The organism is Rhodococcus sp. 14C212 (assembly GCF_011058195.1).
Lineage (GTDB): Bacteria > Actinomycetota > Actinomycetes > Mycobacteriales > Mycobacteriaceae > Rhodococcus > Rhodococcus aetherivorans.
Window position 1 is genome coordinate 1 of record NZ_JAALEH010000109.1, and the last position, 16,501, is coordinate 16,501.

The 16,501-nt window shown below is 70.5% G+C and carries 17 protein-coding genes; 12 read left to right on the forward strand and 5 right to left on the reverse strand.

Annotation, left to right across the window (positions count from 1 at the left end; translation table 11 throughout):
- From G6038_RS27080 to G6038_RS27115, 8 genes are all read left to right on the forward strand, one after another.
- Positions 1–909 (forward strand): amidase family protein (locus tag G6038_RS27080; protein ID WP_165041500.1); only part of this gene is annotated, 909 nt, incomplete at its 5' end.
- Complete coding sequence (locus G6038_RS27085; RefSeq protein ID WP_165041502.1) at positions 906–2,243, forward strand: acetylornithine deacetylase; 1,338 nt, start codon at positions 906–908, stop codon at positions 2,241–2,243. The genes G6038_RS27080 and G6038_RS27085, both read left to right, overlap by 4 nt.
- Positions 2,240–2,995 (forward strand): aspartate/glutamate racemase family protein, encoded by a 756-nt coding sequence (locus G6038_RS27090; protein ID WP_165041504.1) that lies wholly within the window; start codon positions 2,240–2,242, stop codon positions 2,993–2,995. Before G6038_RS27085 ends, G6038_RS27090 begins: the two co-directional genes overlap by 4 nt.
- A gap of 11 nt (positions 2,996–3,006) precedes the next feature.
- Positions 3,007–3,864, forward strand: a complete 858-nt coding sequence (locus G6038_RS27095) for an alpha/beta fold hydrolase (RefSeq protein WP_165041506.1) — start codon at positions 3,007–3,009, stop codon at positions 3,862–3,864.
- Positions 3,864–4,709 carry a fumarylacetoacetate hydrolase family protein gene (locus G6038_RS27100; protein ID WP_165041508.1) on the forward strand — a complete coding sequence of 282 codons (846 nt, stop codon included), beginning with the start codon at positions 3,864–3,866 and terminating at the stop codon, positions 4,707–4,709. The genes G6038_RS27095 and G6038_RS27100 overlap by 1 nt, the downstream gene beginning before the upstream one ends.
- Positions 4,706–5,635, forward strand: a complete 930-nt coding sequence (locus tag G6038_RS27105; RefSeq protein WP_165041510.1) for an acetaldehyde dehydrogenase (acetylating) — start codon at positions 4,706–4,708, stop codon at positions 5,633–5,635. The genes G6038_RS27100 and G6038_RS27105 overlap by 4 nt, the downstream gene beginning before the upstream one ends.
- Positions 5,632–6,678: a 4-hydroxy-2-oxovalerate aldolase gene (gene dmpG, locus G6038_RS27110; RefSeq protein ID WP_165041512.1), complete on the forward strand. Its 1,047-nt coding sequence runs from the start codon at positions 5,632–5,634 to the stop codon at positions 6,676–6,678. Before G6038_RS27105 ends, dmpG begins: the two co-directional genes overlap by 4 nt.
- Before the next feature lie 61 nt (positions 6,679–6,739).
- Positions 6,740–8,245 (forward strand): NAD(P)/FAD-dependent oxidoreductase, encoded by a 1,506-nt coding sequence (locus G6038_RS27115; protein WP_165041514.1) that lies wholly within the window; start codon positions 6,740–6,742, stop codon positions 8,243–8,245.
- 64 nt (positions 8,246–8,309) lie between these two features.
- Here the strand turns inward: G6038_RS27115 and G6038_RS27120 are convergent, their stop codons facing one another.
- Entirely contained in the window at positions 8,310–9,227 is a 918-nt protein-coding gene (locus tag G6038_RS27120) for a pseudouridine-5'-phosphate glycosidase (protein WP_165041516.1), read from the reverse strand.
- Positions 9,228–9,295: 68 nt separating this feature from the next.
- Positions 9,296–10,036, reverse strand: a complete 741-nt coding sequence (locus tag G6038_RS27125; RefSeq protein WP_165041518.1) for a DUF429 domain-containing protein — start codon at positions 10,034–10,036, stop codon at positions 9,296–9,298.
- Between the two features lie 208 nt (positions 10,037–10,244).
- On the opposite strand from G6038_RS27125, the gene G6038_RS27130 reads away from it, so the two are divergent.
- The gene (locus G6038_RS27130; protein WP_165041520.1) at positions 10,245–10,403 is read left to right on the forward strand and encodes a hypothetical protein; all 159 of its coding nucleotides are present in this window, start codon (positions 10,245–10,247) and stop codon (positions 10,401–10,403) included.
- Between the two features lie 233 nt (positions 10,404–10,636).
- Here the strand turns inward: G6038_RS27130 and G6038_RS27135 are convergent, their stop codons facing one another.
- A complete protein-coding gene (locus tag G6038_RS27135; protein ID WP_165041522.1) occupies positions 10,637–12,022 on the reverse strand; it encodes a wax ester/triacylglycerol synthase family O-acyltransferase in 1,386 nt (461 codons plus the stop codon).
- Between the two features lie 207 nt (positions 12,023–12,229).
- On the opposite strand from G6038_RS27135, the gene gvpO reads away from it, so the two are divergent.
- Positions 12,230–12,547 carry a gas vesicle protein GvpO gene (gene gvpO / locus G6038_RS27140; RefSeq protein ID WP_165041524.1) on the forward strand — a complete coding sequence of 106 codons (318 nt, stop codon included), beginning with the start codon at positions 12,230–12,232 and terminating at the stop codon, positions 12,545–12,547.
- A gap of 177 nt (positions 12,548–12,724) precedes the next feature.
- Here the strand turns inward: gvpO and G6038_RS27145 are convergent, their stop codons facing one another.
- Together G6038_RS27145 and G6038_RS27150 are read right to left on the reverse strand one after the other, a co-directional pair.
- Complete coding sequence (locus tag G6038_RS27145; protein ID WP_165041526.1) at positions 12,725–13,210, reverse strand: hypothetical protein; 486 nt, start codon at positions 13,208–13,210, stop codon at positions 12,725–12,727.
- Positions 13,207–14,064: an AAA family ATPase gene (locus G6038_RS27150; protein ID WP_165041528.1), complete on the reverse strand. Its 858-nt coding sequence runs from the start codon at positions 14,062–14,064 to the stop codon at positions 13,207–13,209. Before G6038_RS27150 ends, G6038_RS27145 begins: the two co-directional genes overlap by 4 nt.
- A 121-nt stretch (positions 14,065–14,185) precedes the next feature.
- Between G6038_RS27150 and G6038_RS27155 the strand changes: the two genes are divergently transcribed.
- On the forward strand, positions 14,186–15,721 hold the full coding sequence (locus G6038_RS27155; RefSeq protein ID WP_165041530.1) for a hypothetical protein: 1,536 nt from the start codon (positions 14,186–14,188) through the stop codon (positions 15,719–15,721).
- Between the two features lie 138 nt (positions 15,722–15,859).
- On the forward strand, positions 15,860–16,501 hold a 642-nt coding region (locus G6038_RS27160; protein ID WP_165041532.1), incomplete at its 3' end, for a hypothetical protein.

Sequence of the window (16,501 nt, forward strand, 5' to 3'; positions counted from 1 at the left end):
CCCCACAACCCCGCCCACTCCCCGGGCGGCTCGTCGAGCGGGTCCGCCGCCGCCGTGGCGGACGGCCAGGTGCCGCTGGCGCTCGGAACCCAGACCGCGGGATCGGTGCTGCGCCCCGGCGCGTACTGCGGGGTGTTCACCCTCAAGCCGACCTACGGCCGGTGGCCGTTCGACGGCGTGCTGCCGGTGGCGCTCACCTTCGACACCGTCGGCGGTTTCGCCCGGCACCCAAGCGATCTCGCGGCCCTCGACGGGGTTCTCGCCGATCCGGGCTCGGAACGGGACCTGCCCGCCACGGCCGCGCTGCGCGTCGGGGTGCTGCGCCCGCCGTGGTCCGACCGGGCCACCCCGGCGGCCGCGGCGATGCTCGAACGCACCGTCGACGCCCTGCGGGACGTGGTAGCCGATGTCGTCGACATGCCCGTGCCCGAGGACCTCGCGGCCCTCGACGAGGCGCACACGCTGATCATGGCCGCCGAGGCGTCCGCCGCGCTGGCCGGCCGGATCGACCGCCCCGGCCGGATCAGCGACCAGCTCACCCGGTTCCTGGCCGACGGCCGCAGCGCCCCGGCCGGCGCGATCCAGAACGCCCGGATCGTGTTGCGCCGCGCGCGCCGCTTCGTCGACGACGCCCATCGCGACGTCGACGTGCTGCTGACCCTCGCCTCGACCGGAGGGGCCCCGGCCGGCATCGCGAGCACCGGGGATCCGATCTTCAACAAGCTCGCCAGCACCGCCGGCGTCCCCGCGGTGGGGCTGCCCACCGGGACGGGCACCGACCACCTCCCCCTGGGCATCCAGCTGATCGGGCCCGCCCACAGCGACCAGTCCCTCGTCCGCCTCGCCACGTGCCTGACCGACCGGTTCGGACTCGCCACGCGGTGCCCGCTCCCGGAGGAGCTGCCATGACCACCTCGACCGGACACCGGCAGGCGGTGCCGCTCGACGCCGAGCGGCGCGCGATGTACGACGCCGTCTGCGAGCGGCTCGACCCCGACCGCTTCCGCGACCTGCTCGTCTCCCTGATCAATATTCACAGCCCCACCGGACGTGAGCGTCAGGCGTCGGAATTCATGGCCGACTACCTGGCGAACACCGTCGGCATCGACGCCCGGTACCAGCCGATGAGCGAACACACCGGCAACGTGCTGGGAGAACGGCGGGGCACCGGCGGCGGCAGCAGGCTGCTGCTCTACGCACCCATCGACACCCACATCGACCCCGAAACCGACGTGCCGTGGGTGGGCCCCGCGTTGCGGCCGGACATGCTGCCCCGGGCCGTCGTCGACGGTGACCTGGTCATCGGGCTCGGCGCCTCGAACCCCAAGTGCATGGTCGCCGGACTCACCGAGGTCGTCCACGCGGTGGTCGACGCGGGCGTGCCCCTGCGCGGCGACCTCACCCTCGGCTTCGCCGGCGGCGGAATGCCGGTCACGATGAGCGCACGCGACAACGTGGGCATGAGCAGTGGTGTGTTCCACCTGCTCACCCACGGGGGGATGCCGGACCACGCGGTGGTGTTCAAGCCGTGGTGGGCGGTCTACCCGGAAGAGCCCGGCATGTGCTGGTTCAAGGTATCGGTGCGCGGCACCTTCGGCTACGCGGGAATCAGCCGGGGCACACCGGGATTCCGCTCCTCGATCGTGCCCGCCGCCACGGTGATCCAGGAGATCGAGGCGTGGCTGCCCGAGTACACCGCCCGCAACACCTCCGGCACGACCCTCCCGGAGGGATGGATCTCGGCGGTCCGGTCCGGCGACCCCGACAAGCCGGCCTTCCCGTCCGCGACCACCGAGATCTACCTCGACGTGCGAGTCAACCCGCGCACCAGTCCCGCCGACGTGCGGCACCAGTTCGCCCAGCTCGTCGACCGGATCCGCGGCGCCCACCCCGACATCGAACTGGACTGGGAGATGTACGGATCCCTGCCGGGCGGCATGACCGACCCGGACAACTGGATCATCCAGTCGTGCCGCCGCGGCTGGGAGGAGGTCGAAGGCCGCCCCTACGAGACGACCCCTCTGCTCGGCGGCCAGACCGACGGCACCCTCATCCGACGGCTCGGAATACCCTGCGCCCGAATCGGATACCCCTGGCCTCCCGCTGCCGCTCCGGCCGAACTGAACGAGGGCCTCGGCGGCATGGGCGTCGCCTCGATCAACGACGTCATGACCGCTACCCGCGCGGTCGTCTACGCGGTAGTCGACACCCTTACCCGCACCCGAGAGGAACTCGACCTGTGAACAGGATTCTCAACATCGTCCCCGTTCCCGTCCCACCGGAAGCCCTCGAGGCCTTCGCCGCCCAGATCCCCACATCCGTGGTGCATCCCGGCTTCGAGAACGTCTTCGTCTGCGCCCGCGCCGGCGGCACCACCCTCGACAGCGCCTACGAGACGACCCTGGCAGATGCGTTCGTGCTCGAGGCGGGATGCCGCGCCGAGGAACAGGGTTACGCCGCCGTGTGCGTCAACTCGATGAGCGACTCGGCGCTGGCGGCGCTGCGTTCCCGGCTGGCCATCCCGGTGGTGGCCCCGAGCCAGGCCTCGATGCTGCTCGCAAGCCTGCTGGGCAAGAAGTTTTCGGTGATCACCATGTGGCCGCAGTGGCACGAGCTCTACCACAAGGCGGCGCGCGAGCACGGGCTGACCGCCAAGCTCGCCTCGGTCCGCGACATCGGTGTCCCGCCGAACACCGCGGAGCTGCTGGCGGGCAAGGAGGACTTCGTCTTCGAGGCGCTCGAGCGGCAGGCCCGCGCAGCAATCGACGAGGACGGTGCGGACGTCATCATCCTCGGCTCGACGACCATGCACCAGAGTCACGCGTACCTCGAGAAGGTACTCGAAGTACCGGTCCTCAACCCCGGCGTCATCGCCTACAAGATGTGCGAACTGCTTGTCCAGACCGGGCTCAGCCACAGCAAGCACGCCTACCCCTCACCGAGCCTGATCCAGGACGAACTGCTGTCCGGGGCCGTCGCCGCCCTGTCGAGCTGAACGGAAGAACCATGACGAACACCCCCAACCCGGAAATCGCGCAGAGCATGCGCACCGGCACCTTCGAGACCAACTACCACGATGTCGGCTCCGGCGAGCCGGTACTGCTGCTCCACGGCTCGGGCGCGGGCGTCTCGGCCTGGGCGAACTGGCGCGGGCTCATTCCCGTGCTGGCGGAGAACTTCCGGGTGATCGCCCCGGATCTCGTCGGGTTCGGATACACCTCACTGCCCGACCCGGTGCACTTCTCCATCTTCGACACCTGGATCGACCAGGTGCTCGCCCTGCTCGACGGCCTCGGGATCGACAAGGCGCACGTGGTAGGCAACTCGTTCGGTGGAGGCCTGGCACTGAACCTGGCCACCAGGCATCCCGACCGGCTCGACCGGATCGTGCTGATGGGCGCAGGCGGGGTGCAGATCGAATTCACCGACGAACTCGACGCCCTGTGGGGATACACCCCGTCGGTGGAAAACATGAAGAAGATCATGGACATCATGGCCTATGACCGGTCGCTGGTGACCGACGAACTGGCCGAACTGCGGTATCAGGCGACGATCCGTCCCGGCGCCCAGGAGGCGTTCGAGAAGGTCTTCCCGCCCCCGCGCCAGCGGTGGCTCGACGCCCAGATCGTCCCCGACGAACAACTCGCCGCGATCGCCCACGAGGTGCTCATCCTGCACGGCCGGGAGGACCGGGTCGTGCCGCTCGACGCCTCCCTGCACATGTTCCACACCATCCCGAACGCGCAGTTGCACGCGTTCGGCCGGTGCGGGCACTGGACGCAGATCGAGCACGCGGCCCGCTTCCACTACCTCGTCGACCAGTTCCTCCGCGAGGCACGGGTCTGCGCCGAGGCAGGCGTCTGATGTCGGGCCGCACCGCCACCCTGGAAACGATCGAGAAGATCGCAAACACTCGCAGGACCGGCTGCATCGCGCAGGCCGCCGCCCGGCTCCGGACCGCCGAACGCGACCGCACCCCGTGTGCGCCGGTGCGCGAGCTGATCGGCACCGCCGACATCGACACCGCCTACGCGGTCCAGTCCCGCATCGTCGCCGAGTTCGTCGATGCGGGACGGATCCTCTCAGGCCGCAAGATCGGCCTGACCTCCGCCGCGGTACAGGCGCAACTCGGCGTCGACCAGCCCGACTTCGGGGTGCTGTTCGCCGACATGGACTGCTCCGCCGGGCGGCCCGTCGAGGCCACCCGGTTGCTGCAGCCCAAGGTGGAGGCCGAGGTCGCGTTCGTGCTGGGCACGGACATCGACGTGCCCGTCGACGAGGTCACCGTCCGCGGCTTCGTGGAGGCCGGCGCGCCCGCGCTGGAGATCGTCGATTCCCGGATCGCGGGATGGGACATCACCCTCGGTGACACGATCGCCGACAACGCCTCCTCCGGTCTGTACGTCCTCGGCGACCGCATTCCGCCCGGCGAGTTACCGGACCTGGCGGCGGTCCGGATGTCGATGACCGAGAACGGCACCGTGGTTTCGACGGGGACGGGCGCGGACTGCCTGGGCAGCCCCTGGGCGGCTCTCGCCTGGCTGGCGAATGTCTCCCGCTCACTCGGCGCGCCACTGCAGGCCGGTGAGGTCGTGCTGTCCGGAGCGCTGGGGCCGATGGCGACGGTCAGCGCCGGCAGCACCTACTCGGCCTCTATCGGCGGACTTGGCTGCGTCTCGGTCACCTTCACCCCGGGAGCGCCCGCATGAGCGTCAAGGTCGCCATCATCGGCTCCGGCAACATCGGCACCGACCTGCTGATCAAGATCAAACGATTGGCCACCGGGGAACTCGAAACGGTCGCGCTGGTGGGCATCGACTCCGCCTCCGACGGCCTCGCCCGGGCGAAGCGACTCGGAATCGAGGCGATCGCCACCGGAGTGCAGGGCCTCATCGACCACCCGCGCTTCGAGGAGATCGACATCGTCTTCGACGCGACGTCGGCCAAGGCGCACGAACACAACGAGACCGTGCTCCGCCCGTACGGCAAGCGGCTGATCGACCTGACCCCGGCTGCGCTCGGCCCGTACGTGGTGCCCTCGGTGAACCTCGACACCCACCTCGACGCGCCGAACATCAACATGGTCACCTGCGGCGGGCAGGCCACGATCCCGATCGTCGCCGCCGTCTCGCGCGTCACCCCGGTGCACTGGGCCGAGATCGTGGCCTCGATCGCGTCGAAGTCGGCCGGCCCGGGCACCCGCGCCAACATCGACGAGTTCACCGAGACCACCGCCGCGGCGATCGAGCAGGTCGGCGGCGCGGCCCGGGGCAAGGCGATCATCATCCTGAACCCAGCCGAGCCCCCGATGATCATGCGCGACACCGTGCTCGCCCTCGTCGGTGAGGACCGCCGCGACGAAATCGTCGCTTCGGTCGAGGCGATGGTCGCCACGGTCGCCGCCTACGTGCCCGGGTACCGACTCAAGCAGCAGGTGCAGTTCACCGAGGTGACCGAGCCGATGACCACCCTGACCGACCACACCGGCCCGCTGTGGAAGGTGGCGGTGTTCCTCGAGGTCAAAGGTGCCGCGCACTATCTGCCCGACTACGCCGGCAACCTCGACATCATGACCTCCGCCGCGCTGCAGGCCGCCCGCGCGATCGCGACACGGAAAGCACAGGTACCGGCATGAGCACAGGCACCCGAGCGACCACGAACGGCGGTGCGGCCCTGTACATCCAGGACGTGACACTGCGCGACGGCATGCACGCGATCCGGCACCGCATCACCCCCGAGGACGTCGCCCGCATCGCCGGCGCACTGGACGCGGCCGGGGTCGATGCGATCGAGGTCTCCCACGGAGACGGGCTCGCCGGTGCGTCGCTGACCTACGGCCCCGGAAGCAACACCGACTGGGACTGGCTCGAGGCCGCGGCGTCGGCCATCCACTCCGCCAGGCTCACCACCCTGCTGCTGCCGGGGATCGGCACGATCCACGAGCTGAAACGGGCGTATCGACTCGGCGTGCGCTCGGTGCGGGTGGCCACCCACTGCACCGAGGCCGACGTCTCCGCCCAGCACATCGCCACGGCCAAGGAACTGGGCATGGATGTCTCCGGATTCCTGATGATGTCCCACATGGCCCCCGCAGAGCACCTGGCCCGCCAGGCCAAGCTGATGGAGTCGTACGGCGCGGACTGCGTATACGTCACCGACTCCGGGGGCCGGCTGACCATGGACGGGGTGCGAGAGCGGGTCCGGGCCTACCGCGACCTCCTCGACGAGCACACCCAGATCGGGATCCACGCACACCAGAATCTGTCGCTGGCCGTGGCGAATTCGGTGACCGCGGTGGAGGAAGGCGTGATCCGGGTCGATGCCTCCCTCGCCGGGCAGGGTGCCGGCGCCGGCAACTGCCCGATCGAGCCGTTCGTCGCGGTGGCGGACCTGCACGGCTGGAAGCACTCCTGCGACCTGTTCGGGCTGCAGGACGCCGCCGACGACCTGGTCCGGCCGTTGCAGGACCGCCCTGTCCAGGTCGACCGGGAAACGCTCACCCTCGGATATGCCGGGGTCTACTCGAGTTTCCTGCGGCATGCCGAGACCGCCGCCCGGACCTACGGCCTCGACACCCGCGCCATCCTCGTCGAGGTCGGCCGGCGCGGCCTGGTCGGCGGACAGGAAGACATGATCACCGACGTCGCACTCGATCTGCGCACTCGAGTCGGGAACTGACACGGCGAAGGGCCGGCGCCCGTACCGGCCCACCCCTTCCACCAATCCGGCTGGAGAACCCATGAACATCGCCATCATCGGCGCCGGCGTTGCCGGACTGTGCTCTGCAAAACTGCTCACGGAGTTCGGCTTCGACGTCACGGTCTTCGACTCCACCCCCGACGTGGGCGGCGTGTGGAGCCGAACCCGGAGATACCCGGGCGTCACGACCCAGAACAACAAGGGCACCTACGCCTTCTCCGACTTCCCGATGCCGTCGCACTACCCCGAGTGGCCGACCGGCGAGCAGGTCCAGCGGTACCTGGCCGACTATGCCCGGCACTTCGGGCTCGACCGCTACATCCGGCTCGGCTGCCAAGTGGTGTCCGCAGACCTCGACGAGAATGCCGGCAGCTGGACGTTGACGGTGCGCGAGACCGGCACCGGCGCGGTCACCGAATCCCGGTTCGACCAGTTGATCGTCGCCAACGGCATCTTCTGCGACCCCTTCGTGCCCGAGTATCCGGGCCTCGAGGACTTCGCCCAGGCGGGTGGCCGCGTGTGCGCCGCGTCGGACTTCCACGACCTCAACGACGCCGCAGGCAAGGACATCGTGGTGGTCGGATACGGCAAGTCGGCCTGCGACATCGCCGAAGCGCTGAGCGAAGCCGCGCGGTCGACGACCGTGGTGGCGCGGGAAGTCACCTGGAAGATGCCGCGCAAGCTCGCCGGCGTGGTCAACTACAAGTACATCCTGCTCACCCGCCTCAGCGAGGGCCTGTTCGAGCACCTCGACCAACGCGGCTTCGGTCGGTTCCTCACCGGCTCGGGCCGGTTCCTGCGCAACGCGTTGCTCGGCACGGTGGAAGCCGTCACCAAGCGCCAGCTCCTCCTCGGGGAGCTCGGACTGCTGCCGGAGGGGTCGTTCGAACGGATCGTGCGGCACGCGGTGGGCCTGGCCACCGAGAACTTCTACGAGAAGATCCGCGACGGCGTCATCGACCTCCGTCGCGGAACCACGATCGTCGGGCTCTACGACAAGGACGGCCGGCCCACCGTGGAACTGTCCGACGGCACGGTGCGCTCGGCGGACGTCGTCGTCTGTGCCACCGGATTCACCCAGCGGGTTCCGTTCCTCCGCGAGGACCTGCAGCGGCGTGTCACCGACGGCAACGGCAACTTCGAGCTGTACCGCCAGATCATGCCCCTCGACGTTCCCCGGCTGTTCTTCGTCGGCTACGGTTCGTCGCTGTTCAGTCCGCTCAGCGCGGAAGCTGCCGCGATGTGGGTCGTCAGCTTCCTCAAAGGAGGCAGCGAGCTGCCCTCGCTCGAGGCGCGCCGCGCCTTCACCAGGAAGAGACTCGATTGGATGATCGAGCGGACCGGGGGCAAACACGCCCGGGGCACGAACATCATCCCGTTCTCGCTGCGGCACGTCGACGAGGTCCTCGACGAGATCGGGGTGAACGTCGGGCCGCTGACCCGGTTCCGCCAGTGGTTGCTTCCGGCCGATCCCGGCTCGTACCGGACCTCGGTCGCGAAGCTGCACAAGAAGCTGAAGTCCACCGCCCCGGCTCGCACTGCGTGACGTTGCTGCGGTGCATCTTTTGGGCGGCCACCGCAGCCCAAAAGATGCACCGCTGCGGCGGTCGTCAGGTCGGACCGCCGGCGCGCGCCCTGGCGACGGCACCGCCGAGCGCGACATTGCCCCGATACACCTCGACATTGACGTCCAGGCTGCGACCGCCGGTCGCGCGGTGGAAGTGGTCGAGCAGGAACGGCGTCGTGTCCTTGCCGGCGACCCCGGCGGCCGCGGCCCGCTCCTCGGCCTCGTGCAGCACCCGCGCATGCAGGCCGGGGTCGAGCTGGGCGTCCTCCGAGACCGGATTCGCAAGCAGAACAGCGGCTTTCAGTCCGAGTGCGTCCCGGGCACGGACCAGATCGGCGACCTCGGCCGGGGAGTCGACGGAATACTCGAGCGGGCAGCCGCTGTCGCGGATGTAGAAGCCGGGAAAGCTCGTCGTGCGGTAGCCGACGACGGGGATGCTCAGGGTCTCGAGCCGTTCGAGCGTGGCCGGGATGTCGAGGATCGACTTGACGCCGGCACTGACGACGAGGATCGGCACGGTGGACAGGGCGACCAGGTCGGCGGACTCGTCGAAGGTGCTCTGCGCGCCGCGGTGCACGCCGCCCAGCCCGCCCGTCGCGAAGACCTCGACACCGGCGCGGTGTGCGAGCAGCGCCGTGGCGGCAACGGTGGTGCCGCCGGACAGTCGTCGCGCCACGGCGATCGGCAGGTCGCGCACACTCAGTTTCGTCACCGTCTCCGCCGTCGCGAGGTCGGTGATCTCGTCGGTGGACAACCCCACCGTGGGGACGCCGCGGAGCACGCCGACGGTGGCGGGGACGACGTCCGCCTCCCGCAACCGCGACTCCGCCTCGAGCGCCACCTCCAGGTTGCGGGGACGCGGCAGGCCGTGGGTGAAGATCGTCGATTCCAGGGCCACCACCGGCCGACGGGCTGCGACGGCGTCGCGCACCTCGTCCGATATCCGGATCACCGGGTCCATGCGGCTCCTCTCGTTGCGTGCAGGGTAGCGGCGGGGGGCGAGCGCCGCTGAGCGTCCGGACTGTGTCCTCAGAGCAGTTCGCGGATTCCGCACAGCGGCAGATGGATCCACCCCTCCCGGACCGCGACGGCGCGCTGCGCCGCATCGGGCCGGGCGGTTCTTCCGAGCGCTGCCGCTCGGGCAACGAGACCGGCGACCACCGCATCGAACGCGTCGTCGGAGGCCACACAGAGGTCCCGGAAGCCGCCGAGCCTCAGTCCCGGCAGGGATCGCTCCAGTGCGGCCACCGATGCGGCCCGCGCCTCGCGGTTCTTCGCGCTCTTGTACCCCTTGAACGGCAGGCCCCAGCCCTGCAGCGCAGCAGCGGGATACACCTCGACCACCGTTCCGTCGACGCGGTCGACATCCACCCCGACGGCATCGAGTTCCGCGAGCAGACCCGCACACCGGAGCGCCACATGGGCGATGAGATCCGCGGACACGCTCAGCGGGACGATTCCCGTCCCGGCATGCACCACGCGGTCGGTCAACCGCCGCACCAGCGGGAGGCGTCCGGTTCGGCTGCTCAGGGCGCGTTCGCGCGAGTATTCGAGGCGGTGGTGCGCGCCGACGAAGTCCACGAACGCGTCGGGCCACCCGAAGGGCGCGTCGATCCCACTGCCGTCCGCCGCGGCGATCGCGGTCACGATCTCCGGGTCGGTCGCGCCGAGCCGCAACTCCCGCACCGTCGCGGTGCCGTGCTCCCAGACGACGGTGGCGACCGCCGTCTTCGCCGGCTCGGCCGCGAGGTCGACCCCTACCGTCTTCACGGACGTCACGGTATCCGCTGCCCGTCCCCGGGAGCCTGCACCCGTAGTGTGCACCGTGCACCCCCTCGGTCCCACCACAACGGCTGCAAGCACGCACTCGAGGGTGCGAGCGCCGGCGCCCACCCGATCCGCGGGCCCGCAATCGTGGACTACGTTCCGCATCCGTGCCACGGTGGAGGCGGATATCCCTTCCAGGAGGTGCAACACCATGGAGCACACCCAGCAGAACAGCGCCGCACAGGAATGCCCGGACTGCCATGCGCTCGCCGCGGACCTCGCGGCGCACAAGCAATGGCACTCCAGGGTCGTCCACGACCTCGCCGTCGCCGTCGAGAAGGAAGTGGATCGACGGACCCGAACGGCCTGACCGCCCCCCTCGGCCGCGCAGCTGGACTGCGGGATCGGCGGACGGTCGCGCAATCCACGTGATTGTCAATCGGTTCGCACGGGCGGTACCCGAAGAGTCACAAGGCGAAGCCCTCCATCTGCCCTGTCGGCTGATGCCCGAGTCGCAGTCGGGCGGTGACCGACGATCTTCGTCGGTTGGGTCGCTGGGCGGGGAGCACGTGCCGGTCGGGCCTGGGCCGCACGAGCGTGGCGCTATCGCCTGGCGGTGCATACTGCGCGCTCGAGGTCCCCCAGCGATTCGTCGAGCAGGCAGACGAGCCGATCGAGATGGGGAGCGGCGTGCCGGTCGCCGACGACACCGAGGTCGAGCCGGCCGTCGGTGCCGGTGAGGGTGATGCTCAATCCCTGTCCGGGGAACAGCGCCGGCACCGGATAGACGCCGCTGAGGCGTGCGCCGTTCCAGTACCGGGGACGGGCCGGACCGGGCAGGTAGGAGATGAGCACGTTGAACGGGGGCGGGATCTCAGCGGTGAACCGGCGCACGGGTTCGAGCGCGAGAGGGCTGAGCGCCAGTGCGCTCAGCACCAGGAACTGGGTGCGGCTGAGCGCGCCGACCATTCGATCGGTGTGGGTGAGTGCCGCGGCGATGCGGGCCAGGCGCGCCGCCGGGTCCGGTTCGTCGGTGGCCAGCTCGACCACCATCGCTCCCGAGCCGGGTTCGTGGCCTCCCGGCCCGACCGCAGCCTGCCCGAGGTCGAGCGGCACCGGCAGCAACGCCGTGAGCGGTGTGTCCGGCAGGGCGTACCGATCGTGTAGGTAGGCGCGCAGGGCGCCGGCGCACATACCCAGTACGACGGCGTCGACGCTCGCGCCTGTCGCGGCGGCAACCGTGCGCAGACGCGCAATCGGCCACGAACGGATCGCCAGCGTCCGGGCCCGGCCGCCGTCCATGTTGAACATCGTCGGTGGGCTCTGCAGGGGCAGCGTCAATTCGTGCCTGCGCAGCCCTTCGGCGGTGAACCGGGCCAGGGCCGGCGCCATCGACACGAGTTCGCGGCCGGCTCGCATCCCGGAGCCCAGCAGCGTCCCGGCAATCGAGCGGTGCAGGGGTGCAGCCGCCGCCGCATCGGGGTTCCACGGTGGCGGGCAGTCACGGGCGTCCGGATCGCTCGACAGGCTGCGGAAGAGCATGCGCAGTCCGGCCGGCCCGTCGGCGAGGGACAGATGGACCTTGGCATACACGGCCAGGCGGCCGTCGTCGAGACCTTCGATCAGGTGCACCTCCCACATCGGATGCTGCGGGGCGAGCGGGATCTCGTGGATCTGCGAGACGAGTGCCAGCAGGTCTGCCGTCGACCCACTGCCGGGCACGGCCGCATGACGCACGTGGTATCCCAGGTCGATCTGCCCGACCCGGGTCCACCACGGATATCCCGCCCCACGAACGGGCCGGATCGGGCGTCGGCGCAGCGCCTCCGCCACGTCGGCGCAGGCGCACATCTGCTCGATCAACCGCCGGGCCGCGTTCTCCTCCGCGTCGGGCGGCGGATCGAACAGCGCCAGGGCACCGAGGTGCATCGGCCGCGACGGCGTCTCCAGCAGGACGAACAACGCCTCGGGCAGGCTCATCACCGACATCGCCGACTCTCCTCCACCTACGGACCTCGCGGTGCAGCGGCGCGCGGACCGCCGGCTGTGCGTCCTACGGTCGAACCCCCGAAGCTTCTGCACTGTCGATACTGCAACGTTGTCGCCGTCCTCGGAACCCCGATCGACGAATCCGAACCGGACCGTCCCCGACGGGAGGATCATGGGGACCACACGACGAGGGAGGAGTGGTCGATCATGAGCGACCCCGGTCCCGCCGATACCGACGATCGTCCTCCGGACACGGAGGAGCTGACGGCGGCGAGCGCCGCCGCCTCGGCCGCCCGCTACCTGGCCGAGCTGACCACTGCACGACCGCTGGCAGCCACCTCGGTGGAGCCGAGCGAGGAGAGCTGGATCGTCGAGGTGGAAGTCCTCGAGGACCGTCGGATCCCTTCCTCGGCGGACCGGCTCGCGCTCTACCGGGTCGACGTCGCTCTCGACGGCACTCTGCAGGCCTACCGGAGAATCGGCCGTTACGGCCGTGACAGCTCCGGTCCCACGTGCAGACTGTGACCGCGGCACTGTCCCGGGCCACCGTAGGTCACGGTGTGGACGGACGTAGTTGGAGAACACGCGAGCGCTCCCGGGCAGCAGGTAGTCGCCGGCGAGGAGCCGTGCGGTCCACGCGCCGAGGAATCCGGGCAGCACGTGGGCCGCAGTGCGGTCACCGCTGCCTCACCGGGCTCTCCGTCAGCGGAAGGCGTCGCCCTTCGTCGTGAGCGCCTTGACCCGCTCGACGATCCTGTCCTGCAACTTCTTCGGCGTGCGCCAGCGCATGGCGAGGCGGTCGTAGTCCATCGCATGCTCGGCGACGATGTCCTTGAGCTGCTCGACGTCCAGCGGTGCCAGCTGCGCGCGCAGGCCGGCCTCGCCGCCCTCGCGGAACGCGGCGAACGGGTCGAACGGTCCCGGGGCGCGTGTGCCGCGCCGAGCGGCGGGGGCCTTCCGCGGTGCCGGGGCAGCGGGCGGCGTCGCCTCCCCCGTCGCGGTGAGTGCCGAGGTCAGGGCGTGCGCGAACCGCGGGGTGCGGGCGGCTTCGTCGGCGATCACCTGCACCAGCCGCACCAGGGCGGTCGCGGCGGCGGGACTCGATCCCTGCAGCCGCAGCAGCGCGGCGCTCGCCTCCCCGATCTGCAATCGGAGGCGGGCCTCGTCGCGGTCGACGGTGTCGGTCACAGCAGCACCTGCGCGTTCATCAGGACGTCCTCGGTCAGCATGCGCAGCGCGTCGAACTGCCCGGAGTTGCCGTACTTGCGTTTGAGGGTGCCGTACGGGACGAACTCCGCCGACTGCGCGATCTGGTTGGCCTCGGGGATCCACGCCGGGACGACATTGGCGATCCGGTCGTCGCGCTGCAACTGTTCGATGATGCTGCGGTGCAGGTTCGACGCACTCCGGTACTTGGTGATGACGAGGCCGATCTCGCGGATGGGATGCCCCGTCCGCTCGGCGAAGGCCCGGACCCGGGTCTGCAGCTGCGGAATCCCGTAGGTCGACAGGATGTCCGGGATGGTGGGGATGAGGTAGCCGTTCGCGAGCCGCAGGCCGTTCTGGGTGAGCATGCCGAGGTTGGGCGGGCAGTCGACGAGGATGTAGTCGTACCGGTCGGCGATCGGGGTGATCGCGTGCAGCAGCACCTCGAGGGGCCGGGTGGACTTCGGGTCGGCGTACTGCTGGTGGCTCAGTCCCTCCTGGATGTCCATCAGATCCAGCGACGAGGCGAGCAGGTCGACGTTCTTGACGGCGCGCACGGGTGAGACGTCGCGCTGAAGGGCCTTCTCGATGTCGAAGGCGGCGGCGTCGGGATCGACGGCGCCGCGGAACAGCGTGGCGACGGTGCGGTCGAGCTGATTCAGCTCCTGCCAGCGCTCCTCCCCGATCATCATCGTCGTGAGGTTGGTCTGCGGGTCCAGGTCGATCAGCAGCACCCGCTGCCCGAACTCGGCGGACATGAACTCCGCCAGGGCGGCCGTCGTCGTGGTCTTGCCGACGCCGCCCTTCAGATTGATCGTCGCGATCACCCGCGCCACACCACACCCCCAGCACTCGCTACTCGTTCGCTCAGCAAAGTACACCGGGACCCGGAGGAATCGGGCGCCGGGCACCGGCGCACCCCCTAGATTCGAGGCAGTCGGCGACGGGAGGCCGCGAGTGCGAGAGGGACGGTGGACGCGCTGGTGGCCGCTCGCGGCCGCGGCGGCACTCGTCGTGCTGCTCGCGGTGACGAACGCGGTCCCGACGTGGCCGGGACTGATCCACCTGGTGGCGTTGCCCCCGCTGGACCAGTTCGCCGACCTGCGGCTCCTGCTGTCGCGGGCGCCGTCGTGGCCGGTGTTCCTGGCGTTGCTCGCCGCGGTGTCCGCAGCCCGGGTCGCACTCATGGCGTGGCTGCTGGGCGGCCTCGACATCCGCCGCCTGCGCTTCGCGGCCCTGTTCTACACGGTCGCGTTCGGGCCGGTGCTGCTGGCGGCGTTCGCCGACGCCACCGCCTACGCCGTCCTGTACTCCCGGCTGTTCTGGCCGGCCGTCGCCCTGGTCGGGGGGCTGATGCTCACGCTCGGCCCGGTGCCGTGGCAGGGCGGACCCCGGTTGCGCGAGGCCGTCGCGCTGACCTGGCGGCGGGGGCTGCGTGTCGAGGTGATGCTGCCGTACTGCGCGGTGATCCTGGCGCTGGGTGCCGTCGCCGAACGGGTCCCTGTCCTGACCGTGCCGCTCGTCCCGGTCTCGGCCGTCGCGACCGGCCTGGCGATCCGGGCGATGGATCGCCCGGCGCTGCGCCGGCCGGGGGCGGTCCTGACCGCGCTCGTCGCGGTGCTCGCCGCCGCATCGCTCGCGTTCGTCGCGACCCGCGGGTACGACGAGCCGGAACCCGGACCGCCGCAGCCGGGTTCACTGTTGATCCTGTCGGGAATCAACTCGGCGTCCGGGCGGGGCGCGATCCACGCGACGGACGTGCACCGCCTCGGTTACCGCTGCGAGCAGGTGTACTACTTCTCGTATGCCGGACCGGGCGACGGGCAGCCGCAGCGGGACGCGACCTGCCCGATCCGCACGGGCGCCCCCTACGGGCCGAGCGACACCCAGCGGTCGTTCCACGAGCAGGTCGATCTGTTCGTCGAGCAGGCGTCCGCACTACCGCGTCCGCTGGTGGTGGCCGCGCATTCGCACGCCGTGTGGGTGGTGTGGGAGGCCGTCGCCACCGGGCGGGTCGACGCCGATGTTCTGCTGCTGGTCGGCCCGTTTCCGAGCACCCCGACCGGCTATCCCCCACCGCACGTGAACGAGCCCGGCCGCGTCTTCGGCGACCTGCTGCGGTTCGCCGCACCGGCCACCGACCTGGTCCGGTTCCACTTCGACCCGGACACCCCCGTCGCGCGGGAACTGCTCGGCACGGCGGGCGCCGCGGAATCCGTTCTCGCTCAGCCGCTTCCCGCAACGGTGCGAGCATCGAGCCTCGCCTCGGCCACCGACCTGCCCCTGATGCCGGACGACTGGCGGCTCGACGTCGAGCGAAACGGGTGCCCGGCCCGCGTCGCCCACCCGTACCTGCCCAAGTCGGCGGCGTTCGAGGACGCGGCGATCCGCTTCCTGAACGGCCGTCCTCCCCCACCGTGCCCGCCGTGGCGGGACTGGGGTGCCGTGCTCGTGCGGCCGTTCGGGGTGCCGGCCGGGCAAGCTCTGCAGTAATCCCGAATTCCCCGCCGACGATCGCCGCCGAGGGGGATATTCGGAGGAGGCCACCACCGGTAACGAACAACGGCATCGCCGGACGCAGCGCGGTGCTCACGACCAACGACTGCCCCGACCAACGACTGCGGAGTACCCATGACACTGCTTCCCCGCCCCGGTCTGTCGACGATCGTGACGGTTGCCGCCGCCGCATTCCTGTCCGTGTCGATGCCCCCGAACGCCCTGGCCTTCGCGCCCGACATCCACGGGGCGATTCTGCGGGCAGCGCTGCCTCCGGCCACCGGCGACGAGGGCGTCGACGACCTGGCACTCGCCGAGATCACCGGAAGCCTTCTCACCGGCACCGGAAACGAAGGGAGCGACCTGTTCCAGGGCGACGCCTTCCGGCACTTCGACAACGCCGCGCGGCCGGCGGACGTCTGCGACCGTGCCCGGGACGCGTGGAACTTCTTCGTTCCCGCCGTGATCGCCGGGGCGCAACCCGCCGGCCCGCCGGAGTTCCGCACCTCCGTGAACGGCTTCGGAGCCCGCAGCGCCTTCGGCGGCTTGACGCACGCCCTCGCCGACTTCTACTCCCACTCGAACTGGGTCGAGCTGGCCGTCGCCGCGCACCGGGCACCGGGGCTCGCCCCGCTCTTCCCGACGTGCGATCCCGCCGCTCTTCCGGCCGGCCTGCACACCGGGTTCTTCGAGCTGACCCCGGCGAACGGTCTCGACGGCTGCCCGAGCGGTCCGCCCGCTCCCCCGGCCGGGTCGTCCGTCCCGCCGAGCGAGGGC

What these genes read in the sequence shown, in the direction of transcription:
- G6038_RS27085 (WP_165041502.1), top strand. Translation starts at nt 906, where the DNA reads ATGACCACCTCGACCGGACACCGGCAGGCGGTGCCGCTCGACGCCGAG.
- G6038_RS27135 (WP_165041522.1), bottom strand. Translation starts at nt 12,022, where the DNA reads ATGTCGGTGATGAGCCTGCCCGAGGCGTTGTTCGTCCTGCTGGAGACG.
- G6038_RS27120 (WP_165041516.1), bottom strand. Translation starts at nt 9,227, where the DNA reads ATGGACCCGGTGATCCGGATATCGGACGAGGTGCGCGACGCCGTCGCA.
- G6038_RS27115 (WP_165041514.1), top strand. Translation starts at nt 6,740, where the DNA reads ATGAACATCGCCATCATCGGCGCCGGCGTTGCCGGACTGTGCTCTGCA.
- G6038_RS27095 (WP_165041506.1), top strand. Translation starts at nt 3,007, where the DNA reads ATGACGAACACCCCCAACCCGGAAATCGCGCAGAGCATGCGCACCGGC.
- gvpO (WP_165041524.1), top strand. Translation starts at nt 12,230, where the DNA reads ATGAGCGACCCCGGTCCCGCCGATACCGACGATCGTCCTCCGGACACG.
- G6038_RS27100 (WP_165041508.1), top strand. Translation starts at nt 3,864, where the DNA reads ATGTCGGGCCGCACCGCCACCCTGGAAACGATCGAGAAGATCGCAAAC.
- G6038_RS27130 (WP_165041520.1), top strand. Translation starts at nt 10,245, where the DNA reads ATGGAGCACACCCAGCAGAACAGCGCCGCACAGGAATGCCCGGACTGC.
- G6038_RS27105 (WP_165041510.1), top strand. Translation starts at nt 4,706, where the DNA reads ATGAGCGTCAAGGTCGCCATCATCGGCTCCGGCAACATCGGCACCGAC.
- dmpG (WP_165041512.1), top strand. Translation starts at nt 5,632, where the DNA reads ATGAGCACAGGCACCCGAGCGACCACGAACGGCGGTGCGGCCCTGTAC.